The organism is Mycobacterium sp. 852013-50091_SCH5140682 (genome assembly GCF_001665685.1).
Lineage (GTDB): Bacteria > Actinomycetota > Actinomycetes > Mycobacteriales > Mycobacteriaceae > Mycobacterium.
This window is the reverse complement of sequence record NZ_LZTB01000028.1, coordinates 125797-152284: the sequence shown is the minus strand read 5'-3', so window position 1 is coordinate 152284 and position 26488 is coordinate 125797. Positions and strand designations below refer to the sequence as shown.

Sequence of the window (26488 nt, the reverse complement as noted above, 5' to 3'; positions counted from 1 at the left end):
CATGTCCGGCCCTCACAACCGGGGTGACCGGGCCGGCGGATATCCGCCGGACAACGGCCAGCCCCCGCCGCCGCAAAATCAGTGGCCGCAGCAGGCTCCGCCGGCCCAGCCATACGGATACGCGCAGCCGGGCGGGGTGATCCCGCGCGACCGGGCCGCCGAGGTGACGCCGCCCGGCGAATTCGCCAATGCCACCTGGGACGACGTGAACCGGGCGCGCGAGGCCGAGCGCAACGCGGGCTACGGCCCCGGCGAAGCACCTGTGGTCACCTACGACCAGCACAACGGGCCGCAGGTCATCCAGACGTCGACGGACCGAGCGGACGGACTCAACAAGTGCCCGCGCTGCGGGGCCACCGACATCGGCTTCGACATCAAGGGCAGTCAATTGGTGTGCCGATTCTGCCGATTCGCGTGGAGCGAGAAGAACGCCGCAGACCTGTTCAATCTCAACTCACCGATCAGGGAACTGCGTGGCCGCCAGGTCGGCTCAGCGGCAGGCAACATCGTGCCTGGGGTCGACCAGGTTGTGAGCTTCAAATGCAGTGCGTGCGGCGCCGAGGTGTCGATCGACACGGCCCATGCCGTGCAGGCGCGCTGTCACTGGTGCCGCAACAAACTCTCGGTCAACGAGCAGATCCAGAACGGCGCGGTACCCGACGTGGTGCTGCCGTTCTCGCTGCCCAAAGCCGAGGCCGTCGCTCGTATCTCCGAATTCGTCTCGGCGCGAAAGTTTTTCGCCAACCGGCGGTTCACCGCGGAGTTCGCGCCCGACAACGTCATGGGCGTCTATCTGCCCTACCTGATCATCGACTTCAACAGCTCGGTCGAGTTCGTGGGCTTCGGCGAGCACACCACCCGCAGCTACTCCGTGCGGATCGATGACGACAGGTCCGAGACCCGTTACGACTTCGACGCGTATCGCGTGGCCCGCAAGTTCGACCTCTATGTCGACGACCTCACGATCGAATCGGCCGCCGACAAGCGCGACTTCCACACCGATCGCAACACCAACAACATCATCAACTCGATCATGCCGTTCGACACCAAGAACGCCGTGCGCTACGACCCCAACTATCTATCCGGATTCACCTCGCAGCGGCGGGATCTCGATGTCGACGCCATGTTCGAACCCGCGCGCCTGCAGGCCCAGGACATCGGCCGGTACCGCGCGGCCGAGACCTTGGACTTCTACGACCGCGGCGTGCGGTGGGACCAGCAGCGCATCGATGTCCACGGTGAGCGGTGGGTGTCGGCATATCTGCCGGTGTGGCTCTACAGCTACTACGAGCGCAAGAGCAGCGGGAAAGAGCTGCTGCACTACATCGCGGTGAACGGACGCACCGGCGAGACGATGGGCTCGGTGCCCATCAACACCACGCGGCTGTGGGTCGCCTCCGGTGTGGCCGAATTGTTCGGGCTGGCAGGGACGTTCCTCTCGGCGCTGGTGTTCTGGAGGTAGGGGGCACAGGTGGACATCTCAATGTTGTCGATGGCTGTCGACATCGTCGCGTCCAGCCATCACCACTCGTCGTCGTCCTCATCCTCGGGTGGCAGCGAGTGGATTCCCTTCCTCTTCCTCCTCACCGGGCCTGCGTTCTTCATGTACCAGTACTCGCGCTACCGGAACAAGAACAAGCGACACCACCACGAGCGGGAGACCCTCTCGGAGATCGCCAACATGCAGGCGATGGACCAGTTCGCGCAGAGCGTGACCAACTCGCGCGATTCCCGCATGTCAGGTGCCAACGAGCGGGAAGTGCTCGGGTAGCTGCCAAGCGGGTGCCGCCGAACCTCTGAGCAGGCAGTTCGGCATTTTCCGGAAAAAATCGCGGGTTGGGGAACAAATCCGGGAAAACCCCCGTTGACCACATCGACAACAAGTTGAGTGAGTCAGGCTCAAGTTTGGGTTGACAACCGATAGTCGACCAGAGCAAGCTTGAGCGCAGTCCGCTCAGACCCCTATATGTCTACAGGAGGCAACACTATGGCTCGTGCGGTCGGTATCGACCTCGGGACCACCAACTCCGTCGTCGCGGTTCTGGAAGGTGGCGACCCCGTCGTCGTCGCCAACTCCGAAGGCTCCCGCACCACCCCGTCTGTCGTCGCGTTCGCGCGCAACGGCGAGGTGCTGGTCGGTCAGCCCGCCAAGAACCAGGCAGTGACCAACGTCGACCGGACCATCCGTTCGGTCAAGCGCCACATGGGCAGCGACTGGTCCGTGGAGATCGACGGCAAGCACTACACCGCGCAGGAGATCAGCGCGCGTGTGCTGATGAAACTCAAGCGGGACGCCGAGGCCTACCTCGGTGAGGACATCACCGACGCGGTGATCACCGTGCCCGCGTACTTCAACGACGCCCAGCGTCAGGCCACCAAGGAAGCCGGCCAGATCGCCGGCCTCAACGTGCTGCGCATCGTCAACGAGCCGACCGCGGCCGCCCTGGCCTACGGCCTGGACAAGGGCGAGAAGGAACAGACCATCCTGGTCTTCGACCTCGGTGGCGGCACCTTCGACGTCTCGCTGCTGGAAATCGGCGACGGCGTCGTCGAGGTCCGCGCCACCTCCGGTGACAACCACCTCGGTGGCGACGACTGGGACGACCGCATCGTGGAGTGGCTGGTCGACAAGTTCAAGGCCACCTCGGGCATCGACCTGACCAAGGACAAGATGGCCATGCAGCGGCTGCGTGAGGCAGCCGAGAAGGCCAAGATCGAGCTCTCGAGCTCGCAGAGCACCTCGATCAACCTGCCCTACATCACCGTGGACTCGGACAAGAACCCGCTGTTCCTCGACGAGCAGCTGACCCGCGCCGAGTTCCAGCGCATCACCCAGGATCTGCTGGACCGCACGCGCAAGCCGTTCCAGCAGGTGATCAAGGATGCCGGCATCGCCGTGGGCGACATCGACCACGTCGTGCTGGTGGGTGGTTCCACCCGTATGCCCGCGGTCACCGACCTGGTCAAGGAGATGACCGGCGGCAAGGAGCCCAACAAGGGCGTGAACCCGGACGAGGTCGTCGCCGTTGGCGCCGCGCTGCAGGCCGGCGTGCTCAAGGGCGAGGTGAAAGACGTTCTGCTGCTTGACGTCACCCCGCTGTCCCTCGGTATCGAGACCAAGGGTGGCGTGATGACCAAGCTCATCGAGCGCAACACCACCATCCCCACCAAGCGGTCGGAGACCTTCACCACCGCCGACGACAACCAGCCGTCGGTGCAGATTCAGGTGTTCCAGGGTGAGCGCGAAATCGCTTCGCACAACAAGCTGCTCGGCTCCTTCGAGCTGACCGGTATCCCGCCGGCTCCGCGTGGTGTGCCGCAGATCGAGGTCACCTTCGACATCGACGCCAACGGCATCGTGCACGTGACCGCCAAGGACAAGGGCACCGGCAAGGAAAACACGATCAAGATCCAGGAAGGCTCTGGCCTGTCCAAGGAAGAGATCGACCGGATGATCAAGGACGCCGAGGCGCACGCCGAGGAAGACCGCAAGCGTCGCGAAGAGGCCGACGTCCGCAACCAGGCCGAGTCGCTGGTGTACCAGACTGAGAAGTTCGTCAAGGAGCAGCGTGAAGCCGAGGGCGGTTCGAAGGTTCCCGAGGAGACGCTGAGCAAGGTCGACGCCGCCATCGCCGACGCCAAGAAGGCGCTGGAAGGCACCGACATCTCCGCGATCAAGTCCGCGATGGAGAAGCTGGGCGAGGAGAGCCAGGGCCTGGGTCAGGCCATCTACGAGGCCACTCAGGCCGAGCAGTCTGCCGGCGGCAGCGCCGCGGGCTCGAGCAATTCCGATGACGACGTGGTTGACGCCGAGGTCGTCGACGATGACAGGGAGACCAAGTGAGTGAGAACGATTCGCACGAGCCGGTGACCATTACCGACAAACGGCGCATCGATCCCAACACTGGTGAGGTTCGTGAGGCGGCGCCGACCCCGGCAGGGGCGGCGCCGGCCGCGGCCGCAGCACCGGAGTCGGCAGGCGATAGCGACGAGGTCGCCGAGCTCAAAGGCATGCTGCAGCGCGTCAAGGCGGAGTACGACAACTACCGCAAGCGCGCGCTGCGGGATCAGCAGCTCATCGCTGAGCGGAGCAAGGCCGGGGTCGTCACCCAGTTGCTGGGTGTGCTCGACGACCTGGAACGGGCCCGCAGCCACGGCGACCTGGAATCCGGTCCGCTGAAGTCCGTCGCCGACAAGCTCGTCGGCGCCCTTGAAGGGCTTGGGCTTTCCGCGTTCGGCCAGGAGGGTGACGAGTTCGATCCGTCACTGCACGAGGCCGTGCAGCACGAGGGCGAAGGCACGCATCCGGTGGTCGGAACGGTGATGCGCCGCGGCTACAAGGTCGGTGACCAGGTGGTGCGGCACGCCATGGTCGGTGTCGTCGACACCGTGCCCGACGCCGCGTCGGGGGCCGGCGCTGCCGATAACCCGGACGCCGCCGGTCCGCAGGCCGCAGAATCAGACAAATAAGACCAACTAGAGAGACGAGGTAAGGAGGTGGCGCAGTATGGCCCAGCGCGAATGGGTCGAGAAGGACTTCTATAAGGAGCTTGGCGTCTCCTCTGACGCCAGCGCCGACGAGATCAAGAAGGCCTACCGGAAACTGGCCTCCGAACTGCATCCCGACCGGAATCCCGATGCGGGAGCCGCGGAGCGGTTCAAGGCGGTATCCGAGGCCAACAGCGTCCTGTCGGACCCCGCGAAGCGCAAGGAGTATGACGAAACCCGGCGGCTGTTCGCCGGGGGCGGCTTCGGTCGCCGGTTCAACGACGGCGGCGGTGGCGGCTTCAGCGGCGGATTCGGTTCCGACGGAGGCGAATTCAATCTCGGCGACCTGTTCGATGCGGCCGGTCAGAGCGGCGGCGCGAACATCGGTGACCTCTTCGGCGGCCTGTTCGGGCGCGGTGCGCAACCGCGTCCGAGCCGGCCCCGGCGGGGTAACGACCTGGAGACCGAGACCGAACTGTCGTTCCTGGAGGCCACCAAAGGCGTGGCCATGCCACTGCGGCTGACCAGCCCGGCGCCGTGCACCAACTGCCACGGCAGCGGTGCGCGGCCGGGCACGAGCCCGAAGGTGTGCCCGAACTGCAACGGTTCTGGTGTGGTCAACCGCAACCAGGGGGCGTTCGGCTTCTCTGAGCCGTGCACCGAATGCCGGGGCAGTGGCTCGATCATCGAGCACCCGTGTGACGAGTGCAAGGGCACCGGCGTCACCACCCGCACCCGCACCATCAACGTCCGGATCCCTCCCGGCGTTGAGGACGGGCAGCGGATCCGGCTCGCCGGGCAGGGTGAAGCCGGGTTACGGGGTGCACCATCCGGTGACCTCTATGTCACCGTGCATGTGCGCCCGGACAAGGTGTTCGGCCGTGACGGCGACGACCTGACCGTCGCGGTCCCGGTGAGTTTCCACGAATTGGCGCTCGGCACAACACTTTCGGTGCCGACGCTGGACGGCAAGGTCGGCGTTCGGGTGCCCAAGGGCACATCCGACGGCCGGATCCTGCGGGTTCGTGGACGCGGAGTGCCCAAGCGCTCCGGTGGTCATGGCGACCTGCTGGTCACCGTCAAGGTGGCGGTACCGCCGCACCTCGAAGGTGAGGCGGCCGAGGCGCTGGAGGCATACGCGAAAGCCGAGCGGGCCAGCGGATTTGATCCGCGGGCCGGATGGGCGGGGAACGTATGAGTAAGCGTAAAGAGGAAGCACGCACGTTTCTGATCTCTGTGGCAGCCGAGCTGGCCGGTATGCATGCGCAGACCCTGCGTACGTACGACCGGCTCGGCCTGGTCACCCCGCAACGCAGTTCCGGTGGGGGACGCCGGTATTCGGAGCGTGACGTCGATCTGCTGCGCGAGGTGCAGCGCCTGTCGCAGGACGAAGGCGTCAACCTCGCGGGCATCAAGCGCATCATCGAACTGACCAATCAGGTCGACGCCCTGCGCGCCCGGGTCTCCGAGCTGACCCAGCAGGTAGAACAGCTCAGTGCAAGCTCCCGCCACGACGTCGGGATGACCTCGAAGGCCGTGGTGGTCTGGCAGCCCCGACGGGGCGCCCGCTAGCTGTCGTCAGGGCGCAGCGCTACGGCCTTCGCTCCTTTGCGGGCCGCCAGCCCCACCGCCATCCGATAGGCCAGGGTCGATGGTGGCATGGCGAAGCCCGCGCCGCTGTGTGGGTAATAATTTGCAGTGCAAGGTGATTCGCCCTCAAGCCAGCCAGTGTACAGTCGCTGCCGGTCCCCGTGCCTGCCCCGGCCGTGATGGGTGAACTGGTGGGCGGTGAGTCCGGCCCTGCGTTCTCCGGCGGGGAGTAGCGGTGCCGCAGTACTGAGCCGCAGACCGTGGTCGCCTTCATCGACGGATACCGGCACCACGACCGGATAGCCGTCGGCACCGACCCACCCGAGTAGTACATGGGGCAGTCGCCGCGAAATCCGGGCTGCGCGAGCGCAGTTGGTGCGTGCGGCGGTACCGTGGGACGGGGGTGACTGCGACGCTGGGGCTTCCGGCAACGGTTCACCGTACACCTCTGGCGCACCGGCCGCGTCGAGCCCGGGCCAGACGATGAGGCGCCGTACGGCGATCGCGATGGGCACACGGACGTAGTAGTCGCGCAACCACCATCCCCACAGTCCGCGGGCGGGTGCGCCATCCTTATCGTCCCATCGGGCGCCGATGGTCGCTGGAAAGTCCAGGACCGGTGCGGAGACCGTGGCGTCGCCGTGCACCAGCACGTATTGCGAGCCGCTGGCCGAGCTGTGATGGCGACTGTGGAATGCGACCGCTACGTGCGGGTTTCGCCGCATCCGCTCGGTCTTCTTCGCGGCACCCAGAGAGCTGTTGACCGCGATGACGCCAGCCTGCGCACGATGGACAGCGAAGTTGGTCATCGGCGAGATCACCACGCCCCGTGCGGGTGTCACAGTCGCAACACCGATGACCTGATCGCCGTCGAGTACTTCGTCGATCGCAGCTGGCCACTGGACCACCATGTATCACTCCAATAGACAAGACAGTGTGTCTCGACAAATCATTGTCGAGACACACTGTCTTGTCAAAGGGTAGATTCGACCCGTGACCGATCCACGTTCAAGGACGCACACCGGTAGGAAGCGGAACGAGGGCGCGCGGAGAGCCATCCTCGACGCGGCCATCGCCGCACTCGAGGAGTCGGGGGAGATCACGGTGCAGGGTACGGCGGCCGCCGCGGGTGTCGGCCGTCAGACGATCTACCGGTGGTGGAACGGCAAAGGCCCGCTGATCGCCGAGGCGCTTGCCGAGCGTGCCGCTACGAAGGTGGCCGTACCGGACACCGGAAGCTTCCGCGATGATCTCGTCGGGCTGCTGGTCGCATCTTTCGCCGACGCAACTGACAATCAGCGAATCCTGCGTCAGTTCATGGCAATTGCCCAACAGGATCCGGATATCGCGAAAATCGCGCCGGACTATGCCGTCATGCGCCAGGAACCGCTGCGCGATCTGTTCGAACGCGGCCGTGACCGCGGCGACATCCGCGGCGACGCAGATATCGGCGTGCTGATCGATCTCGCCTACGGCTTTCTGTGGTACCGATTGCTGCTCGGTCATGCAGCGCTCGACACCTACGCCGCGCAGCAGCTGGCTGACACGCTGCTGGGCGGAAGCGGTCCGGCTAGCTGACCTTGATCGAGAACGTACTGGTCTCCGGCTGTCCCGGAACCGCCATCGGATAGTTGCCGCGGCGCAGAGAGTCGGTCGGTGCGGCCATCGGCTCGATCCCGATCACATCGTCGTTACCCGGCGCGAACAATTGCGCGGCCGGGTAGCCGCGGTCGAACGTCACCTCGACGCGACGGCCGCCGCCCGAGATGGCGAATACCGAACCCTCGCGAACCTGGTCGAAGCCGTGGTCCAGTTCGGTGGTCTTGAGCTGCTCGGTGCCGCCCGGCCATTCCTCGGTTTCTCCGGTCGGGATGCCCCAGTTGTCCACCGGCAGATGACGCATCGTCGGCGTCTGCAGCTGCCATTCCTCCCGTGGCACATCGGGAATCTTGAGATACGGGTGGTAGCCGTAACACAACGGCACCGACGCCGCCGTCGACGGCATCACCGTGGTCGCCACGGTCAGCGTGCGGTCCGCGAGCGTCACTGTCATGGTCAGGATGTGGGGGAACGGGAAGGTCGTCAGCAGTCGCGGCTTGCCACCCCAGTCGAGGATCGCGACGAGTTTGTTGTCGGTCTGTTCGATCACCAGCCAGCCGGGGTTGGCGGCGAGCACACCGTGGATAGGTACGCCGTGCTGGTCACTGCGCACCCCGGCCACCCCCGGCGTCAGCGTCACGACCGCGCCGTTTATGGCATATTTACTGGCGCTCAACCGGTTTGCCCACGGGTAGAGGATCGGGATACCCATCGTCTTACCGGTGGTGATGTAGGCCTCCAGGCCGCGGCGTTGGCCCAGGAACTCCGCACCGTCCTCGGCCAGCGACGTGCACACCATCCCGGCGACCGGTACGTACGTCGCGGTCAGCGATGACGACGGATCGCGCAGGATGACAGGTTGATAGTCGGCCATGGCGCCAGTCTGTCATGCGTCGGTTGCGGTCACACCAATACGGTCAGTCTGTGAGTGGGTCGTGCTGGATGTGTTCAGGCGGTGCACCTCTGGCGATCAGAGCGGCTTTCGTCGCCTCCACCATGCCAGGACTGCCGCAGATCAGGATCTGGCGGTCGCCCCAGTTGCCGTAACGGGTCACCACGTCGGGAAGCCGACCGGTCTGGCGGACATGCAGGCCGCGTGGCGGCTGAGGGTCGGGATAGTCGGTGGCCCACGGCGGATCGGTGCTGTACTCGGAGACCGGGGTCACCGACAACCACGGGTTCGACGACGCGATCTGCCACAACGTCTTCAGGTCGTAGAGGTCGCACGGGAACCGCCCGCCGAAGAACAGGTGCACCCGCGGATTCACCCCGTGCCGGGTCATGTCCATGATCAGCGTGCGCAGCGGTGCCAGGCCCGTGCTGCCCGCGACCATCAGCACGTCCTCGCCGGCTCGGTCGACCTGCATGGCGCCGTGCGGGCTGGATATCCGCCACCGGTCGCCGACGCGGGTCTCGGCGACGATCGCGGTGCTGACCATGCCGCCGGTGACCGAGCGGACGTGGAATTCGACGGCGCCCGAGCGGTCTGCCGGGATGGCCGGACTGAGGTAGCGCCACCGCCGCGGCCATTGCGGCACTTGCACCGTCACGTACTGGCCGGGGTGATAGAACAGCGGCTGGTCGAGTTGCAACCGGATCACCGAGACGTCGCGGGTGACGCGCAGGTGCTCGATGACGGTGCCGTCGCAATAGGCCGGGGTCTGTTCGGCGTCGGCGGCTCCGCGCATCACCCCGACGAACAACCCGACCGCCTCCTGCGCGGCGTCGGCGATCCGGTCGGTGAACCCGGCACCGAGATGCGCGCGCATGGTGGCCAATAAGGCTTCCCGCATGGAGTCGTAATGCTGTTGCGTCACACCGTATTTGCGATGGTCGCGGCCCAGCTGGGCCAGGAACGCCACCGGCTCTTCCGCGCGTTGGTCGATCAGTTCGCCGAAGAGCCACGTCATCGCACGCGCGAACACCGTGCGTTGCTGGGTCATGTCGGGGGGAAACAGGTCGCGTACGGTCAGGTCGGTGGCGAACCAGTGGGTGTAGAAGTCGCGGATCAGCGCGTCGGACCCGTGTTCGGGGTCGACCGCATCGCGGAGTATCTGCAGCGCGTCACGGTCATCGAGGCCCACGCGGTCGCATTCTAACCGTGCCGCCGCACCGCGGCGGTGACCACCAGGGCCGCACCCGCGAGCGCCCAGCAACTCAGCACCAGGATCGCGGTGGTCGCACCTGCGCCATCGAAGAACGCCGTGGACCGCAACAGTGTGGCGTTGGCGCCCTGCGGGAGCAGTTGCCCCGCGAATCCCCATCCGCTGGGCAGCATCTCGGGCGCCGAGGTGAGACCGGACAGCGGGTTGCCGACCAGAAGTGCCAGCGCTGCGCCGACTGCCAACCCGACCTTGCCGAACAGTGAGCCCATCCCCAGCATGAAGAGCCCGGCCGCGCCGATGCCGAGGCTCAGGCCTGCGGCCACGCCCCATAGGTTGACCTCGATCGAGCCGAAGACGTAGTACAGCAGCGCGGCGATGGTGACGCCCGCCATCCCGGAGAACACGACGGTGGCGACGAGCCGGGTCCACACCTCACGCTTGAGTGCGAGCACCAGGGCGATGGCGGGCAGCATGCCGGCCAGGGTGATGGGAAGGGCGGATGCGGCCAGGCCTGCGCCGCGGGGATCCTTGGCCGGTGGCGGGGCCACATCCTCGGTGCGCAGCGCGACACCCGAGTGCTGCGCAATGCCGGTGCCGACCTGGGTGAGCAACTGCGCGACCGCGGGGCTGGCTCCGGTGGCGATCAGCATCAGCGGGCCTTGCGAACCGAAAGCGATGCCGCCGTACACATTTCGATTGCGGATGGCGTCGCGCAGTTCGGCTTCGCCCGGGTAGTAGGTGACGGCGAATGCGTCGGGCGCCTGCTGTTGGAGGCGCTCGGCGACCTGGCTGCTCGCCGCCTGTCCTCCGGCGGCGCCGATGGGAACGTTGTGAGGTTTGGACCGTGCCGCGGGCAGCGCGAAGGCGACGGCGACGAGTGCGATCGCGGCGGTCAACAGGGCGATGATGCCGGTGGCGCGCAGCGCGGCGGGCGGACGGTGCTCGGGGGCGGCGTGGTGTGCGGGGGCCGGGAACGCGGTTGTTGTCATGGGACCAACCTTTTCATCCAGTGTTGAATTAATGCGCTGCACAGAGCGTAACGCCGGCCCGGCGATATTTCAACAACCATTGAAATGATAGTGTTCGCGCATGGCTTCACCTGCGCAAACCAGACGCCGCGGCCGCAGGCAGGGCGATCCGGTCTCTCGGGATGCGGTGCTGGCGGCCGCGAAAGTCCGGTTCGCCGCCGACGGTTATGAGAAGACGACGCTGCGAGCCATCGCCCGCGATGCCCACGTCGATCCGTCGATGGTGCTCTACCTGTTCGGCTCCAAGGCCGACCTGTTCCGCGAATCCCTGCAACTGATCATCGACCCGGCCAATCTGGTGGCGGCCCTGGAAGGGCCCGGCGATGACGTCGGCACCCGGATGGTGCGCGCTTACCTCGGCATCTGGACCGCACCGGATACCGCCGCGAGCATGCGGGTGATGCTGCAGTCCGCGACGTCGAACACCGATGCGCACGAAGCGTTTCGGGGCTTCATGCAGAACTACGTGCTGACCGCGGTTTCGGGTGTGCTGGGCGGCGGCGAACAGGCGCGGTTACGGGCCATGCTGGCAGCGTCGAGCCTCGTGGGTGTCGCGTTGCTGCGGTTCGTGATGGAGATCCCGCCGCTGGCGACGTTGTCCGACGACGAGGTGGTGCGGTTGGTGGCGCCGACGGTGACGCGCTATCTCACCGCCGACGCCGACGAACTGGGACTGCCCGGGGCGAGCTGACCTCACTCCCGCCGATACTGCGCGACGAAGTCGGCCTCGGCCTCCTTGGCCTGCTCGATGGTCGGCAGGTGCATACCGAACTCCACGAAGTTGCGCGCTGACGAATGATCCATGCCTTGCTTGACCAGGGTGCTGTACACGAAGTAGTTCAGCCCCGCCTGCGCCTTCTTTATGGCAACGGCAGCAGTCCGCTGGATTTCGTTGCCGAGCTCGGACTCGGTCATCTTGCTCGCCTGCGGGGAGAGCTGGATCTGTTGCAGCTGACCACTGATCGCGGCGGTGACGCTGACGGTGCCCGGGGGATTGGTGACGACAAACAGCGGAAACAGCGTTTCCTGTTCCTCGTCGCCGGCGTGCTGATCGGGGTCGTGGAACGCGGCGAGGTCGCCGTCGGTGTCATGCTCGGCGGCCGGTGCGTCGACGTACAGGACGTCGAAATCGTCGTCGTCCTGCGCGCTCTCGTCGCTCTGTGTGCCGGGGTCGTGCGATTCGAAACCGTCGAACGAGTCCAGGCCTGAATCGTCGTCGTCCACCGAGTCGGATGCGGAGAAGTCGAACGCACCCAACCCGTCGTCGTGCGAGCCGCCCCACTCGTCGGCGTCGTCGTCGAACCGGTCGTGGTCAGCCATTGTTCAACCCCCTGAAGGCGCGGATGGGACACTGCGGCGCGAGGCGTCGCGCCATCAGGTGTACATCGTGGTGTCGAGCTCGGAGGCCTGCGTGGAGTCGGTCTGGTCGTACTGCGAAGCGGCCGTGTCGAGCATCTCCGACAGAGTCGACGAGACCTTCGCCGCGGCAGTGCATGCGGCCCCGCGCGCGCCGTCGGCTGCCATCACCGCCATGTTCGTGGCGGAGCAGACAACGCCGTGCGAGCTCCACATGTTCATCGCCGTACCCTGCGTCGCGGAGGCGGCTTCGGTGATGGCGCTCGCGGCTTCGCTTTGCTGGCTTGCCAATTCGCGCAGATGAGCCGTGGTGACGTTCACATTTCCCATGGGGATCTCCCTGTAGTCGGAGTTCGGTTAGACCTGCTGGGTCGGCGGCCGGGAGACGACAGGTGCGGCGTTGGGGTGATCCGGATCCAGCGTCACGTTGAGCGGCCCGTGCACCTGCTCGCGGTCCATGTCGAACTCGAAGTGGATCGGGGCCCGCCCGCCGGGAGCACCCGGCCCGGCCTGAGCGCCGGCCGGTTGAGCGTCCTCGGGCGTGGCGTCGGGCTTTCCGTCCTTGTCGGCGTCGCCCCCTGCCTTGTCACCCTCTTCGTCCTTGGCGTCCTTCTCCAAGTCCTTGCCGTCTTTGTCTTTGGCCCCGTCCTTCTCGTCGGCGCCGGGTTCTTGGGCCTTCTGGTTCTGGGCATTCTGGGCGGCCTGAGCACCCTGCTGGGCGGCCTGGCCGATCAACGACCCGAGCGCGCTGCCGAGGCCGCTGAGCAATCCGCTCGGGGAGCCGCCACCGGAAGCACCGCCGCCCGGTACCCCGCCGGACGATCCGGTCGACATGCCTGCCGGGGTTGCGGCCCCTGATCCTTGGCTGACCGGAGCGCCACCACCGGTCCCGCTGCCGCCGGTGCCTGCGCCCGGGTTGCCGCCGCCACCACCGCCGGTGCCGCTACCCCCGCCGCTGCCCGTGCCGCCACCGCCTCCGCTTCCGGTTGCGGCGCCATTACCACCACCCGGATACATGCTGTCGCCGCTGCCCGGCGTCGCGTTGTCACCGAGCGGGGTCTGGTTCAGCCACGGCGGGGTCTCGGAATCGGGCTTGCCGTTGGCCGGGGATTCCTTCTGATGCGGTCGGCGGTTACCGCCCGTGGACGGCGAGAACGACGGCGAGCCATCGAGTTTCGCGTTGGACGCGACCTCGCGGTAGGAATTGGCGGCCTGTTGGATGGCCTGGGCGTTCTGCATCGAGTTGCTCACCATGTTGGCCATCGCCGGAGTCGCGATGGCCATGCCGCTGGCCACCGCGGCGATCTGGATGGCGACCGAAACCGCCTCGCCGCCAAGGGGATCGGCCATCGCTATGGAAGCAGGCAGGATGGCGAGCTGGAGAATGGTTGCGGCACCGTTGAGTTGCTGCACCGTGACGCCCAGCTGCTCGGCTTCCTGAGCCAGGACCTGCGCGACGGTGCTGTCCGTCTCGGCCAGCGCTTGCATCCGGCCCTGCTGCTTGACGTTCTGCCTGGAGTAGGCGCTCGCGCCGCCACCCTCCCAGCTGTCATCGGGCGCTGCTGAATTGAGGGACTGGCCGACATTGTCGAACTGGTCGGCGCCGCCGGCGAAGCCCTCACCGGTGTCGGGGCTGCCGTCGCCGCACATATCGCTCATGCCGTTGATGACCTTGAGGCCCGCGTCGATGATCGGCGTCTCCGGTGCGTTGGAGAAGAACTGCCTGCCGATGTCGATGAGATTGCCCAGGCCGCTGGCCAGGCCGCCGAACGTGCCGCTGAATATGTCCTTTACGTCGCTGACGACATCGGAGACGGTGTCGGTGATGTCCTTGACGTCGGAGACGATGTCTTTGATGTCGGAGACGATGTCCTTCGCGTCATTGAACGCGTCTTTGATCTTGCTGAAGATGCCGCCGCCGTGGCCGCCCTCGTCGCTGGGGTGGTGGCCTCCGGGATTGTGGGGATGGTGCCCGCCGGGGTTGCCCGGATGGTGGCCGCCCGGGTTGCCCGGATGGTGCCCGCCGGGGTGGGGGTGCTGTTCGCCTGGATTCGGCTGGTGCCCACCGGGATTGCGCGGATGGTGCCCGCCCGGGTTGGGGTGGTGCCCGCCCGGATTCGGGTGATGACCTCCCGGGTGGTGTGGAATCCTCGGCGCCATGTGGCAACGCCCCCTCTCGTCGAAAATGAGGCTAACAGCGCATCGGTGGGGGCAAGCGCACCAATTCGCCGCGACGTGAGAGGCCTACTGCGAACGCTACCAGTGACTTTCCAGGTATTTCACAGGAACCATTGCCCGGGTGCCAACAGTCCTACCGGGCCGCTAGAGCGCGTGAATACCCTTGTACAGCACCAAGAGTCCGATCACCACGAGGATCCCCGCCACGAGCACCGCATGTTGGCGCTCCATCCAGTCCTTGAGTCGGGTCAGCAGCGGGTCCAGGCGCTCGCCCGATACCGCATACGCCAGGATCGGCAGTGCCACTGTCGAACTCGCGATCACCACGTAATAGATGACGGCAGGCCACGCCCGGTGCTGGCCCAGCCCGGCGCTACCGATCGCCAAACCTGCTGCGGCGCAGATGAACAGCACTTTGGGGTTGACTGCCGTGAGCGCCGCGCCCGTGACCGCCGCGCGGGGTGGGCTCAACTTGCTCATGCTGCTCAGCCAGGCCGGGCTGTGTTCGGATTTGGCCCGGGTGAGCCAGCGGTAGACGCCGAAGATGACCAGGGCGATGCCGATCACGATGCGTAGCCACGACGCCCATCTGGGCGCCTTGTCGAGTCCGCCGAGCAGGTTGGACACCTCGACGAACACCGCCGTCAGGACCAGGAGCCCGACGAGCCAGCCGGCGAGGAACGCCAGGCCGGTCGGCCGGGGCCGTGGCGTGTGCAGCACCAGCACGGCGGGGATGATCGACAGTGGTGACAGCGCCACCACGAGTGCCAGTGGGATGAGTTCGGTGAGCACCGACCCCCAGCTTTCGGACATGGCGCACTCTCTCGGTGTTCGCAGGATTCGTCGGAGACCGTAGCAACGATATGGCGTCGGGGGATCCGCAGTCGGCGGTCAGGTGCCTTCGAATTGGTTCCGGCCCAGGGTGTCGACAAACGTCGGGCCGAGGGCGTCGAGTTCGCGCCGGTACTCCTCGGCCCATCCGCCGAACGGGTGGTACGCCAGACATTCGTTGCGGAACCGGTCATCCTCGGACACCTCGGTCACGCAGAACGCGGGGATCGACAGGTCGACAACCGGGCCGCCGCGCTCCACCTCGGACAGCACGAGCGGGGCGTTACCGCCGAGGAACCGGTCGATGATCCAGCCGTCCTCGCCCAGCCACGCCGAATACCGGACCTTGGCGACCACGTGCTCGGCCCGCCGCACGATTTGACCCGCGACCATCGGATCGAGTTCGCGTTCGGCCTCGTAACGGGTGCCGCCCACGGCGGGCCCTTTGGCGGTCATCGTCCCGATCGACTCTTCACCGAGGGCCTCGACGAGCTCGCCGGGTGTGGTGTGCAGGTTGGCCGGGGCGGGTCCCTGGACCCGGACCCGCACCGCGTAGCCGTCGGCCGAAAACAGGTAAGCCTGCACGATCAGGGCAGGGGTGGGATCCGACGCCGCCACGTCGGGCAGCTCGCGGACGAAGAACTTCCGCTCGTATTCGAAGTCACCGAAGCCGGATTCGGACATGCGTAGACGGTAGCCCCGCACTGCCTAAACGGCGCGGACCTTGGCCGATTACCCGCGTGCGGTCATCGGAGGCGGGTCCGATCGGAAATTGACCGAAAAATTTTCAGACTTGAGCGGAACAGACTCAACCTTGACTACGTTGTACATCGCGACAAGCATTTTCTTTATCAGAAAAGGGAGGTGTCGTGGACTCGTTCAACCCGACGACCAAGACTCAGGCGGCGCTGACCTCAGCGCTGCAGGCGGCCAGCTCTGCCGGCAACCCGGAGATCCGGCCCGCCCACCTATTGATGGCACTGCTCACTCAGAACGATGGCATTGCCGCACCCCTGCTGGAGGCCGTCGGTGTCGATCCCGCGACGATCCGGGCCGGAGCGCAACGGCTGCTCGACCAGCTGCCGAGCGCCAGCGGCGCCAGCTCGCAACCGCAGCTGAGCCGTGAATCGCTCGCTGCCATCACCACAGCCCAGCAGCTCGCGACCGAGATGGACGACGAATACGTCTCCACCGAACACCTGATGGTCGGCCTGGCCACCGGTGACTCCGAGGTCGCCAAGCTGCTCAGCAACAACGGCGCGTCACCGCAGGCGCTGCGCGAGGCGTTCACCAAGGTTCGCGGCAGCGCCCGGGTCACCAGCCCGGACCCCGAGGGCAGCTACCAGGCGCTGGAGAAGTACTCCACCGACCTGACCGCGCGCGCCCGCGAAGGCAAGCTCGACCCGGTCATCGGCCGCGACAACGAGATTCGTCGCGTCGTACAGGTGCTGAGCCGTCGTACCAAGAACAACCCCGTGCTCATCGGCGAACCCGGCGTCGGCAAGACCGCCATCGTCGAGGGCCTGGCCCAGCGCATCGTCGAAGGCGACGTGCCCGAAAGCCTGCGGGACAAGACCGTCATCAGCCTGGACCTCGGATCCATGGTGGCCGGTGCCAAGTACCGCGGTGAGTTCGAGGAACGCCTCAAGGCCGTCCTCGACGACATCAAGAACTCGGCAGGCCAGGTCATCACGTTCATCGACGAGCTGCACACCATCGTCGGCGCCGGCGCCACCGGCGAATCCGCGATGGATGCGGGCAACATGATCAAGCCCATGCTGGCCCGCGGTGAACTTCGGCTGGTCGGTGCCACCACGCTCGAGGAGTACCGCAAGTACATCGAGAAGGACGCCGCCCTGGAGCGTCGCTTCCAGCAGGTGCTGGTCGGCGAACCGTCCGTCGAGGACACCGTCGGCATTCTGCGCGGTCTCAAGGACCGCTACGAGGTGCACCACGGCGTGCGCATCACCGATTCCGCGCTGGTCGCCGCGGCGACCCTGTCGGACCGCTACATCACCAGCCGGTTCCTGCCGGACAAGGCCATCGACCTGGTCGACGAGGCCGCGTCGCGGCTGCGCATGGAGATCGACTCCCGGCCCGTCGAGATCGACGAGGTCGAGCGGCTGGTCCGCCGTCTGGAGATCGAGGAGATGGCGCTCGAGGAGGAAGAAGACGACGCCTCCAAGGAGCGGCTGGAGAAGCTGCGCGGCGAGCTTGCCGATTACAAGGAGAAGCTCTCCGAGCTGACCACCCGCTGGCAGAACGAAAAGAGCGCCATCGACGTCGTCCGCGAGCTCAAGGAGCAGCTGGACATGTTGCGCGGCGCGGCAGATCGGGCCGAGCGTGACGGCGATCTGGCCAAGGCCGCCGAGCTGCGCTACGGACGCATCCCCGAGGTCGAGAAGAAACTCGACGCGGCGCTGCCCGTGGCCGAGGCCCGCGAGAACGTGATGCTCAAGGAAGAGGTCGGCCCCGACGACATCGCCGAGGTGGTCGAGGCCTGGACCGGTATTCCGGCAGGCCGGATGCTCGAAGGCGAGACGGCCAAGCTGCTGCGCATGGAGCAGGAGCTGGGCAAGCGCGTCATCGGACAGGCCGAGGCGGTTGTCGCGGTGTCGGACGCCGTGCGGCGCAGCCGGGCCGGGGTTGCCGATCCCAACCGGCCGACGGGCTCGTTCATGTTCCTGGGCCCGACCGGTGTCGGCAAGACCGAGCTGGCCAAGGCGCTGGCCGAATTCCTGTTCGACGACGAGCGGGCGATGGTCCGCATCGACATGAGCGAGTACGGCGAGAAGCACTCGGTGGCTCGGCTGGTCGGTGCGCCTCCGGGCTACGTGGGCTACGACCAGGGCGGTCAGCTGACCGAGGCGGTGCGCCGGCGTCCGTACACCGTGGTGCTGTTCGACGAGATCGAGAAAGCCCACCCGGACGTGTTCGACGTGCTGCTGCAGGTGCTCGACGAGGGCAGGCTGACCGACGGGCAGGGCCGCACGGTCGACTTCCGCAACACGATCCTCATCCTGACCTCCAACCTGGGCGCCGGTGGCACCCCGGAGCAGGTGATGGCGGCGGTGCGGGCGGCGTTCAAGCCGGAGTTCATCAACCGGCTCGACGACGTGCTGATCTTCGACGCGCTCAAGCCCGACGAGCTGGTCTCGATCGTCGACATCCAGCTCCAGCAGCTCGACAAGCGGCTGGCGCAGCGCAGGCTGTCGCTCGACGTCTCGCTGGACGCCAAGAAGTGGCTGGGTGACCGTGGCTTCGACCCGCTCTACGGCGCGCGTCCGCTGCGCAGGCTCGTGCAGCAGGCCATCGGCGATCAGCTCGCGAAGAAGCTGCTGGCCGGTGAGGTGCACGACGGCGACGTGGTGCCCGTGAACGTCAGCGAGGACGGCGAAAGCCTCGTGCTGGGCTAAGCCTGGGATAAGGCACGGCCTCAGTGGCCACTTATTGCACAGAAACCCCACGGGTGTGTGCGATAAGTGGCCATTCGGCATCTACAAACCCGCACGTAACCGGGTTGTGACCTTCGTTAGTTCGAGCAACCGGCCTACCAACAAGTAGGCTAGGCCCGATGGTCCCGCTCTGGTTCACGCTGTCCGCACTCTGTTTCGTGGGTGCGGCAGTGCTGCTGTACGTCGACATCGACCGTCGACGTGGGTTGGGGCGACGCCGCAAGTCGTGGGCGAAGTCGCATGGCTTCGACTACGAGCATGAGTCCGACGAGATCCTCAAGCGCTGGAAGCGCGGGGTGATGTCGACTGTCGGCGACGTCACGGCCAAGAATGTCGTGCTCGGCCAGATTCGTGGCGAGGCGGTATTCATTTTCGACATCGACGAAGTCGCCACGGTGATCGCGTTGCACCGCAAGGTCGGCACCAACGTCGTCGTCGATCTCCGGCTCAAAGGCATCAAGGAGCCTCGGGAGAGCGATATCTGGCTGCTCGGCGCGATCGGCCCGCGGATGGTGTACTCCACCAACCTCGACGCCGCCCGTCGCGCGTGTGACCGCCGGATGGTGACGTTCGCCCACACCGCTCCGGACTGTGCCGAGATCATGTGGAACGAGCAGCACTGGACGCTGGTGAGTATGCCTGTCACCAGCACCCGGGCCCAGTGGGACGAGGGGCTGCGCACCGTGCGGCAGTTCAACGACCTGCTGCGCGTGCTGCCGCCGGTTCCGCAGAACGGCTCATCGGCGCCGGCCAGCCAGGCCGCACTGGTGCGTCGGGCCGGGTCGCCCAGTCGTCCGCTGCAGCCCACCTCGGCCGGTCGCCGCGAACTGCCGCCGGGCCGCGCCGATGCGCCTCCCGGGCGCGGTGACGTGAGCCGCTACACGCAGCAACGTCAGGAGCCCACCCGCTCGGACACGATCCGCAGGCCCGCGCCGCCGCAGGCGCGCAACGGCCGCCACGCGCCGCACTACCAGCGCTGATACTCGACAAAAAAACCACCCCGCGAGCCGCAGGCCCACGGGGTGGTTTTTTTGCTGCGTCACTTCTTGACGTCGAACCGATCGTTGTCGGTCACCTTGACCCACGCGGCGACGAAGTCGTCGACGAACCGTTGCGCCCCGTCGGCCTGGGCATACACCTCGGAGATGGCGCGCAGCACCGAATGTGAGCCGAAGACCAGGTCGTTGGCCGTCGCGGTCCACTTGAGGTCACCCGACGCCCGGTCGCGGCCTTCGTAGACGTTCTCCTGCGACTGGGCAGGCTTCCACTCGGTGCCGATGTCCAGCAGGTTGACGAAGAAGTCGTTGCTCAGCGTGCCGGGGCGGTCGGTGAACACGCCGTGCTTACTGCCGCCGTGGTTCGCGCCCAATGCCCGCAGGCCGCCGATCAGCACCGTGAGCTCCGGCCCGGTGACGCCGAGCAGGTAGGCGCGTTCGAGCAGCAGCTGCTCCAGCGGCGCCTTCTCCCCGGGGCGGATGTAGTTGCGGAAACCGTCGGCCCGCGGCTCCAGCACCGCGAACGACTCCACGTCCGTGTCCTCCTGGGTGGCGTCGGTGCGGCCCGGGGTGAACGGCACCGTCACCGAGACACCGCCGTCCTTGGCGGCCTTCTCGATCGCGGCGTTACCCGCGAGCACGATGACATCGGCCAGCGACACCTTCCTACCGCCCGCGGCGTTGAAGTCGGCCTGAATCTTCTCCAGCACCGGCAGCACCTTGTCCAGCTCGGACGGCTCGTTGGCCTCCCAGTTGCGCTGCGGCTGCAGCCGCAGCCGCGCACCGTTGGCGCCACCGCGCTTGTCGGTGCGGCGGAAGCTCGATGCCGCGGCCCACGCGGTCTTCACCAGCTGCGGAACCGACAGCCCGGAATCCAGGATGCTTGCCTTGAGCGTCGCCGCGTCGGCGTCGTCGATCAGCTCGCCCTCGACCGCGGGCACCGGGTCCTGCCACAGCTGCGGTTCGGCCACCCACGGGCCGAGGTAGCGCGAGATCGGGCCGAGGTCGCGGTGCAGCAACTTGTACCAGGCCTTGGCGAACGCCTCGTTGAGTTCCTCGGGATGGTCGAGCCAGCGGCGGGTGATCTCGCCGAACTCCGGGTCCACGCGCAGCGCCACATCGGTGACGAGCATCGTCGGTTTGCGGTTCGGCGCGCCGGGGAACGGGGGCGGGATGATCGCCTCAGCGTCCTTGGCCTCGAACTGCCACGCGCCGGCCGGGCTCTTGGTCAGCTCCCACTCGTAGCCGTACAGGATCTCCAGGAACGAGTTGCTCCACTTGGTCGGCGTCGGCGTCCACACCACTTCGAGGCCGGAGGTGATGGTGTCACCGGCGTTTCCGGAGCCGAAGGGGCACTTCCAGCCCAGACCCTGCTGTTCGATCGGGGCGGCCTCGGGCTCCGGGCCGACCAGGTCCCCGTCGCCCGCGCCGTGGGTCTTGCCCAAGGTGTGGCCGCCGACGATCAGCGCCGCGGTCTCCTCGACGTTCATCGCCATGCGACCGAACGTCTCCTTGATGTCGATGGCAGCCTTCAGTGGATCCGGATTGCCTTCGGGGCCTTCGGGATTCACATAGATCAGACCCATGGTGGTGGCGCCGTAGGGCTGCGCCAGGTCACGCTCGCCGGAGTACCGCTTGTCGGTACCCAGCCAGGTGTCCTCCTCGCCGAACAGCACCTCTTCGGGCTCCCACACGTCCTCGCGACCGAAGCCGAACCCGAACGTCTTGAAACCGGCCGATTCGAGCGCGACATCGCCGGCGAAAATGATCAGATCGGCCCAGGAGATCTTGTTGCCGTGCTTCTGCTTGACCGGCCACAGCAACCGTCGCGCCTTGTCGAGGTTGGCGTTGTCCGGCCAGCTGTTGAGCGGGGCGAACCGCTGCAGGCCCTGCCCGCCGCCGCCGCGCCCGTCGAAGATGCGGTAGGTGCCTGCGGCGTGCCAGCTCAGCCGGATGAACAGACCCGCGTAGCTGCCGTAGTCGGCCGGCCACCAGTCCTGCGAGGTGGTGATCACGTCGAGGACATCGGCCTTGAGAGCGTCGACGTCAAGCTTCGCGAATTCCGTTGTGTAGTCGAAGGTTTCACCCAAGGGGTTGGAGGCCGGGGCGTGCGGATGCAGCCGCGACACGTCGATCTGCTCCGGCCACCAGTCCTGGTTGGTCAGCGGGGCGTGCGACTTAGGCTTGGGCGAGGCGATGGCCGGGTTCTCGCTCTCGCTGCGGCTTGCGGTGTCGTCGTCGGGGTGGGGTGGGCGGCTGTGGGACGTATCGGATGACACAACATTTCCTTCCGGGTTGTCGATGGGGCTGTGATCAGGCGTGCGATCGGGACGCCGAGGCCGAGCAGTCGGGACACACGCCCCAGTAGATGACCTCGGCCTCGTCGACCACGAAACCGTCGATGGCCTCGTCGAGGTCGGACGGTGTAAGGCAGGGCGCAGCGCCGATTGCGCAGTCGATGTCGGCGATGGTGCCGCAGCTGCGGCACACGACGTGGTGGTGGTTGTCGCCGACGCGGGACTCGTAGCGGGCCACCGAACCGAGGGGCTGGATGCGACGCAGCAGCCCGACCGAGGTGAGGGCGTTGAGTACGTCGTAGACGGTCTGGCGGGAGACCTCCGGCAGGACCGCGCGCACGGCGCCGAAGATGGTCTCGGTGTCGGCGTGCGGATGGATGCGCACTTTCTCCAGAACGGCGATGCGCGGCCGGGTGACGCGCAGCTGGGCGGCACGGAGCTGGTCCGCATATTCCGCCGTTGACGTCACGGCATCACTATTGCCCGCTATCTGGAATGGATAAACGTTTTGTTGCGGTCGTGCGTTTAAAGCCGGCAGCCATCGGCTCGCTTACCGTTCAGTAGTGTGTCGGGCATGTCCCGTCCCGTCGCGCTGATCACCGGACCGACATCGGGGCTCGGAGCGGGATTCGCCCGTCGATACGCCCGCGACGGCTATGACCTGGTGCTCGTCGCCCGCGACACCGCTCGTCTGGAGCAACTGGCGGCCGAATTGCACGACGAGGCGGGTGTCGGCGTCGAGGTGCTGCCTGCCGATCTGGCTGTGTCCGCCGACCGGGCCAAGGTCGCCGAGCGGCTGCGCTCCGGTGTGCAGGTCTTGGTCAACAACGCCGCGTTCGGCACCTCGGGGGAGTTCTGGACCGCTGAATTCGCCCGGCTGAAGGCCCAATTGGATGTCAATGTCACCGCCGTGATGGAGCTGACGCACGCGGTGCTGCCGACGATGGTCGAGGCGGGCAATGGCACCGTGATCAACGTGGCCAGTGTGGCGGGGCTGATTCCGGGACGCGGGTCGACGTATTCGGCGTCCAAGGCGTGGGTGGTGTCGTTCAGCGAAGGGTTGGCCAACGGCTTGGCGGGCACCGGGGTGGGCGTGCACGCGCTGTGCCCAGGGTTTGTCCGGACCGAATTCCACGCGCGGGCAGGTATCGATATGGCCGATACGCCGTCGTACATGTGGCTCGAGGTCGACGACGTGGTGCGCGAATGCCTGGCCGACGTTGCCAAGGGCAGGGTCGTCATCGTGCCCGGTCTGCAGTACAAGGTGCTCACGACCGGCAGCCGGCTGGTGCCGCGAGATTTTGTGCGTGCCGTGACAAGGGTGGTAGGCAAGGGCCGTGGCAGAACCTGAGAACCGGTGCGGGCACTGATCGCGGCGGTGACGGCGGTGCTGCTCGTCGTCGCCACTGCTTGTTCTTCCGACGGTGCCCCGCGCCGCACGTACGAGGCACTCACGGTGTCGTTCGGTGCCTCGCTGACGGTGCTGGGCTGGCATTTCACATTGGACAACCTGCGGTTCGACAACGAGCACGTCCTCGTCGATGTCGACGCCTCGGCCGCCGGTGACCAACGGGCAAAACCAGAGGACCTCCGGTTCGGTCTGTACGGCGCACTGTCGCACCCGCTCGAAGCCAACGGATTGGGCGGGTGCACCGGGGTGAACAGCCTGGGTATCCGGCCGCTGGCTGCCTCCGGTCCCGACAAACTCAGTGGCACAGTCTGTTTCGGTCCGTTGCGCGACCAGAGCCAGGTCCGCGGGGTGTACGTCTATTCGCCGCGCGAGCGCATTCCGAAGACCACCGTGGCCTACCCGGCGGCCTTCCCGGTCGGGATGTTGCCCACCGATGCAGGCGATACCGGCATCGCCATCAGGACGACCAGCGTCGACGCGTTCAGTGCCGACGGGGCTCAATTGGCCCCGACCGCGATGGGCGCACCGGACGCCTTTAAGGGCAACGGCTACATGCTGCTCGGTCTCGAAATCGACGGCCTGGCAAAGCGTTACCGGGACGACTCGGCGAAGCGCGGCGGGCCGCTGATGGTCGTGGCGGCTCCGACGCTACCGCCACCAGGGCTCAGCTACGCCTGTTCGGCTTACGGGTCTTCGGTGCTGTTGCTGCCGGACGCGTCGCGCGAAGCGGTGAATACCCGGACTTCGCTGTGCACACAAGGCGAGATCAACGCCGCACTCTTGTACGCCACGGTGTCGGTGATCGGCACGCACGCCGCGTTGTGGACCAAGCCATGAGCGAGCCACTGGGCCCAACGGAATGGGGACAGACACCCGGGGTCGGCCCATGGCCGGGCCCGCTGCCCTCAGGAGAGGACGCCGCGCGCTACGACCCGGAGCTCCTGCGGACCGGCGACACCCGCAATGTCGTTGACGCCTACCGATATTGGACCCGCGAAGCGATCGTGGCCGATATCGACCGACGCAGGCATGCGCTGCACATCGCGATCGAGAACTTCGGCAACGATGCGAACATCGGCGCGGTGGTACGCACCGCCAACGCGTTCGCGGTCCACACCGTCCACATCGTCGGCAGGCGGCGGTGGAACCGGCGTGGCGCCATGGTCACCGATCGCTACCAGCGGTTGCGCCATCACGACACCACCGCCGAACTGCTGGCCTACGCCGCGGAAGCGAACCTCACGGTCGTAGCCGTCGACAACGTGCCGGGCGCGACCCGACTCGAACAGACCGAGTTACCCCGCGACTGTCTGATGGTGTTCGGGCAGGAAGGCCCAGGTATCACACCGGAGGCGCAGGCCGGTGCGGCGCTGACGGTGTCCATCGCGCAGTTCGGATCGACCCGCAGCATCAACGCCGGGGTTGCTGCCGGGATAGCCATGCACGCCTGGATCACCCGACACGCCGACATTTCGGCGGCCTGGTAGGGCAGGATCGGGGTCATGGATCAGCTATGGGCCAACCGCGCGGGCAGCGCCGAAGCTGCGATCATCCAACGACATCTGAGCAAACTGTGGTACCTGCCGGGTACGCAACTCGGCGTGGTGGCCTGGCCGTCGACGCCGAAGTACCGGCATTTCGGTACCTGGCACTACTGGTGGCAGGCCCATCTGCTCGACTGCCTGGTCGATGCGCAGGTGCGCGATCCGCAGCCTGACCGCAAGCTGCGCATCGAACGGCAGATCCGGTCGCATCATCTGCGCAACACCGGGTGGACCAACGACTACTACGACGATATGGCTTGGCTGGCACTGGCTTTGGAGCGTGCGGGCCGGCTCGCGGGGGTCGAGAAGCCCGGTGCGCTCAAGAAGCTGTGTGAGCAGTTCGTCAACGCCTGGGTGCCCGAGGACGGCGGCGGAATCCCGTGGCGCAAGCAGGACCAGTTCTTCAACGCCCCGGCCAACGGCCCGGCAGGCATCTTCCTGGCCCGCTACGACGATCGGCTGCGTCGCGCCCAACAGATGGCCGACTGGATCGACGAAACCCTGATCGACCCGGAAACCGATCTGGTGTTCGACGGCATCAAGGCCGGTTCGATGGTGCGGGCGCAGTACACCTACTGCCAGGGGGTCGTGCTCGGCCTTGAGGTGGAGCTTGCGGCGCGCACGCAGGATCCCAGACATTCCGAGCGCGTGCGTCGACTCGTCGCGGCGGTCGCCAAGGAGATGACCGAGGACGGCGTCATCAAAGGGGCCGGTGGCGGTGACGGCGGGCTGTTCAACGGCATCCTGGCGCGGTATCTCGCCCTGGTGGCGACGACGCTGCCGGGTGAGACCGCCGAGGACGCCGCTGCCCGCGACACCGCCCGGTCGCTGGTGCTGAAATCCGCGGAATCGGCGTGGGATTACCGCCAGACGGTCGACGGCCTGCCGTTGTTCGGCCCGTTCTGGAATCGCAACGCCGAGATGCCGACTTCCGCGGGGCAGGAAGCCGAGTTCGTCGAGGGTGCGGTCAATGCTTCGGCGATTCCGGAACGCGACATGTCGGTGCAGGTGTCGGGGTGGATGTTGATGGAGGCCGCCCACACCTTGGCCGGCGTGGGCGAGGCTTAGCGCGCTCGACGCCGCCGTGCCGGTGGTCTACACCCGCGTGAAGGCGGGCTGCTGCAGGTCGGCCACCCTGATGGAGCGGCCGAGCAACGCCACCTCACGGAACTGCAACAGTATCGCGCCGGTCGGGGCGTGAACCACCATGTTGCTCCGCAGCGGCATCTGCAACAGTGGGCCTGCGGGAGTACGGGCCCACCTGGGCAGCTCGTCGCTGACGAGACGGTTCAGGGGAATCCGGTGCAGTGAGTGCACCTCGGCCGGATTGCGTTGCAGTCTCGGAGATCCCGGCACCACCGCAACGACGGGGGTGATCACAAAACCGGAGTCGGTGACAAAGTCGTCGAGCACACCGACGATGTGACCCTCGGTCAGCTGCAGACCGACTTCTTCATGCAGTTCGCGCAGGGCAGCGCCGGTGACCGTCTCGCCGGGGTCGACGCGGCCACCGGGCAGTGCCCACTGGCCTGTTGATGCCGCGCGGGGCCCGCTTGATCATGAGCACCGTGGCATCGCGTTCGGCGTCGAGCACGCACACCGTGACGGCTG

At 66.7% G+C, this 26488-nt stretch carries 26 protein-coding genes; 14 read left to right on the top strand and 12 right to left on the bottom strand.

Going from position 1 to position 26488, the window contains the following annotated elements; genetic code table 11:
* Position 1: 1 nt before the first annotated feature.
* The 6 genes from A5784_RS09740 to A5784_RS09715 all read left to right on the top strand — a co-directional run bounded on the left by A5784_RS09740 (position 2) and on the right by A5784_RS09715 (position 6060).
* A complete protein-coding gene (locus A5784_RS09740) occupies positions 2-1462 on the top strand; it encodes a TFIIB-type zinc ribbon-containing protein (protein WP_232005994.1) in 1461 nt (486 codons plus the stop codon).
* A 9-nt stretch (positions 1463-1471) separates the two neighbouring features.
* On the top strand, positions 1472-1771 hold the full coding sequence (locus A5784_RS09735) for a hypothetical protein (RefSeq protein WP_064944678.1): 300 nt from the start codon (positions 1472-1474) through the stop codon (positions 1769-1771).
* 216 nt (positions 1772-1987) lie between these two features.
* Positions 1988-3844, top strand: coding sequence for a molecular chaperone DnaK (dnaK, locus tag A5784_RS09730; RefSeq protein WP_064944676.1), 1857 nt, complete (start codon positions 1988-1990; stop codon positions 3842-3844).
* Positions 3841-4470 (top strand): nucleotide exchange factor GrpE, encoded by a 630-nt coding sequence (gene grpE / locus A5784_RS09725; protein WP_064944674.1) that lies wholly within the window; start codon positions 3841-3843, stop codon positions 4468-4470. The genes dnaK and grpE overlap by 4 nt, the downstream gene beginning before the upstream one ends.
* Positions 4471-4507: 37 nt before the next feature.
* Positions 4508-5686 (top strand): molecular chaperone DnaJ, encoded by a 1179-nt coding sequence (gene dnaJ / locus A5784_RS09720; protein WP_064944672.1) that lies wholly within the window; start codon positions 4508-4510, stop codon positions 5684-5686.
* Positions 5683-6060 carry a heat shock protein transcriptional repressor HspR gene (locus A5784_RS09715; protein ID WP_156750468.1) on the top strand — a complete coding sequence of 126 codons (378 nt, stop codon included), beginning with the start codon at positions 5683-5685 and terminating at the stop codon, positions 6058-6060. Before dnaJ ends, A5784_RS09715 begins: the two co-directional genes overlap by 4 nt.
* On the opposite strand, the gene A5784_RS09710 is transcribed toward A5784_RS09715, so the two are convergent.
* A complete protein-coding gene (locus tag A5784_RS09710) occupies positions 6057-6989 on the bottom strand; it encodes a pyridoxamine 5'-phosphate oxidase family protein (protein ID WP_064944669.1) in 933 nt (310 codons plus the stop codon). The two genes, A5784_RS09715 and A5784_RS09710, sit on opposite strands and share 4 nt — an antisense overlap.
* An 82-nt stretch (positions 6990-7071) precedes the next feature.
* Here A5784_RS09710 and A5784_RS09705 point away from each other — a divergent pair, with 82 nt between their 5' ends.
* Positions 7072-7656 carry a TetR-like C-terminal domain-containing protein gene (locus A5784_RS09705; protein ID WP_064944667.1) on the top strand — a complete coding sequence of 195 codons (585 nt, stop codon included), beginning with the start codon at positions 7072-7074 and terminating at the stop codon, positions 7654-7656.
* Here the strand turns inward: A5784_RS09705 and A5784_RS09700 are convergent.
* The 3 genes from A5784_RS09700 to A5784_RS09690 are packed head-to-tail and all read right to left on the bottom strand — an operon-like array spanning position 7649 to position 10771.
* Entirely contained in the window at positions 7649-8551 is a 903-nt protein-coding gene (locus A5784_RS09700) for an aldose 1-epimerase (protein ID WP_064944665.1), read from the bottom strand. The two genes, A5784_RS09705 and A5784_RS09700, sit on opposite strands and share 8 nt — an antisense overlap.
* Positions 8552-8594: 43 nt before the next feature.
* The gene (locus A5784_RS09695; protein WP_064944663.1) at positions 8595-9761 is read right to left on the bottom strand and encodes an FAD-binding oxidoreductase; all 1167 of its coding nucleotides are present in this window, start codon (positions 9759-9761) and stop codon (positions 8595-8597) included.
* Positions 9762-9772: 11 nt separating this feature from the next.
* Positions 9773-10771: a hypothetical protein gene (locus A5784_RS09690; RefSeq protein ID WP_064944661.1), complete on the bottom strand. Its 999-nt coding sequence runs from the start codon at positions 10769-10771 to the stop codon at positions 9773-9775.
* Positions 10772-10871: 100 nt separating this feature from the next.
* Here A5784_RS09690 and A5784_RS09685 point away from each other — a divergent pair, with 100 nt between their 5' ends.
* The gene (locus A5784_RS09685) at positions 10872-11501 is read left to right on the top strand and encodes a TetR/AcrR family transcriptional regulator (protein WP_064944659.1); all 630 of its coding nucleotides are present in this window, start codon (positions 10872-10874) and stop codon (positions 11499-11501) included.
* 2 nt (positions 11502-11503) lie between these two features.
* On the opposite strand, the gene A5784_RS09680 is transcribed toward A5784_RS09685, so the two are convergent.
* From A5784_RS09680 to A5784_RS09660, 5 genes are all read right to left on the bottom strand, one after another.
* Positions 11504-12130: a hypothetical protein gene (locus A5784_RS09680; protein WP_232005993.1), complete on the bottom strand. Its 627-nt coding sequence runs from the start codon at positions 12128-12130 to the stop codon at positions 11504-11506.
* Positions 12131-12184: 54 nt separating this feature from the next.
* The gene (locus tag A5784_RS09675) at positions 12185-12496 is read right to left on the bottom strand and encodes an ESX-1 secretion-associated protein (RefSeq protein ID WP_064944657.1); all 312 of its coding nucleotides are present in this window, start codon (positions 12494-12496) and stop codon (positions 12185-12187) included.
* A 27-nt stretch (positions 12497-12523) separates the two neighbouring features.
* Positions 12524-14326: an EspA/EspE family type VII secretion system effector gene (locus A5784_RS39600; protein ID WP_197514681.1), complete on the bottom strand. Its 1803-nt coding sequence runs from the start codon at positions 14324-14326 to the stop codon at positions 12524-12526.
* 162 nt (positions 14327-14488) lie between these two features.
* On the bottom strand, positions 14489-15157 hold the full coding sequence (locus tag A5784_RS09665) for a GAP family protein (RefSeq protein WP_064944655.1): 669 nt from the start codon (positions 15155-15157) through the stop codon (positions 14489-14491).
* Between the two features lie 78 nt (positions 15158-15235).
* Entirely contained in the window at positions 15236-15859 is a 624-nt protein-coding gene (locus A5784_RS09660; RefSeq protein WP_064944653.1) for a CYTH domain-containing protein, read from the bottom strand.
* A gap of 185 nt (positions 15860-16044) precedes the next feature.
* Between A5784_RS09660 and clpB the strand changes: the two genes are divergently transcribed.
* Positions 16045-18591: an ATP-dependent chaperone ClpB gene (gene clpB / locus A5784_RS09655; RefSeq protein ID WP_064944651.1), complete on the top strand. Its 2547-nt coding sequence runs from the start codon at positions 16045-16047 to the stop codon at positions 18589-18591.
* A gap of 158 nt (positions 18592-18749) precedes the next feature.
* Complete coding sequence (gene ttfA, locus A5784_RS09650; protein ID WP_064944650.1) at positions 18750-19610, top strand: trehalose monomycolate transport factor TtfA; 861 nt, start codon at positions 18750-18752, stop codon at positions 19608-19610.
* Between the two features lie 59 nt (positions 19611-19669).
* Here the strand turns inward: ttfA and katG are convergent, their stop codons facing one another.
* Entirely contained in the window at positions 19670-21904 is a 2235-nt protein-coding gene (katG, locus tag A5784_RS09645) for a catalase/peroxidase HPI (protein WP_064944648.1), read from the bottom strand.
* A gap of 34 nt (positions 21905-21938) precedes the next feature.
* On the bottom strand, positions 21939-22391 hold the full coding sequence (locus A5784_RS09640) for a Fur family transcriptional regulator (protein WP_064944646.1): 453 nt from the start codon (positions 22389-22391) through the stop codon (positions 21939-21941).
* Between the two features lie 105 nt (positions 22392-22496).
* Here A5784_RS09640 and A5784_RS09635 point away from each other — a divergent pair, with 105 nt between their 5' ends.
* Genes A5784_RS09635 through A5784_RS09620 form a run of 4 tightly spaced genes read left to right on the top strand, consistent with a single transcriptional unit; the run spans position 22497 to position 25945 of the window.
* Positions 22497-23273 (top strand): SDR family NAD(P)-dependent oxidoreductase, encoded by a 777-nt coding sequence (locus A5784_RS09635; RefSeq protein WP_064944645.1) that lies wholly within the window; start codon positions 22497-22499, stop codon positions 23271-23273.
* A 6-nt stretch (positions 23274-23279) separates the two neighbouring features.
* Entirely contained in the window at positions 23280-24170 is an 891-nt protein-coding gene (locus tag A5784_RS09630) for a hypothetical protein (RefSeq protein ID WP_064944643.1), read from the top strand.
* Positions 24167-24820 (top strand): TrmH family RNA methyltransferase, encoded by a 654-nt coding sequence (locus A5784_RS09625; RefSeq protein ID WP_064944641.1) that lies wholly within the window; start codon positions 24167-24169, stop codon positions 24818-24820. Before A5784_RS09630 ends, A5784_RS09625 begins: the two co-directional genes overlap by 4 nt.
* A 15-nt stretch (positions 24821-24835) precedes the next feature.
* Positions 24836-25945 carry a glycoside hydrolase family 76 protein gene (locus A5784_RS09620; RefSeq protein ID WP_064944639.1) on the top strand — a complete coding sequence of 370 codons (1110 nt, stop codon included), beginning with the start codon at positions 24836-24838 and terminating at the stop codon, positions 25943-25945.
* Between the two features lie 27 nt (positions 25946-25972).
* On the opposite strand, the gene A5784_RS09615 is transcribed toward A5784_RS09620, so the two are convergent.
* Positions 25973-26395 carry an NUDIX hydrolase gene (locus A5784_RS09615; RefSeq protein ID WP_197514684.1) on the bottom strand — a complete coding sequence of 141 codons (423 nt, stop codon included), beginning with the start codon at positions 26393-26395 and terminating at the stop codon, positions 25973-25975.
* Positions 26396-26488 lie beyond the last annotated feature (93 nt).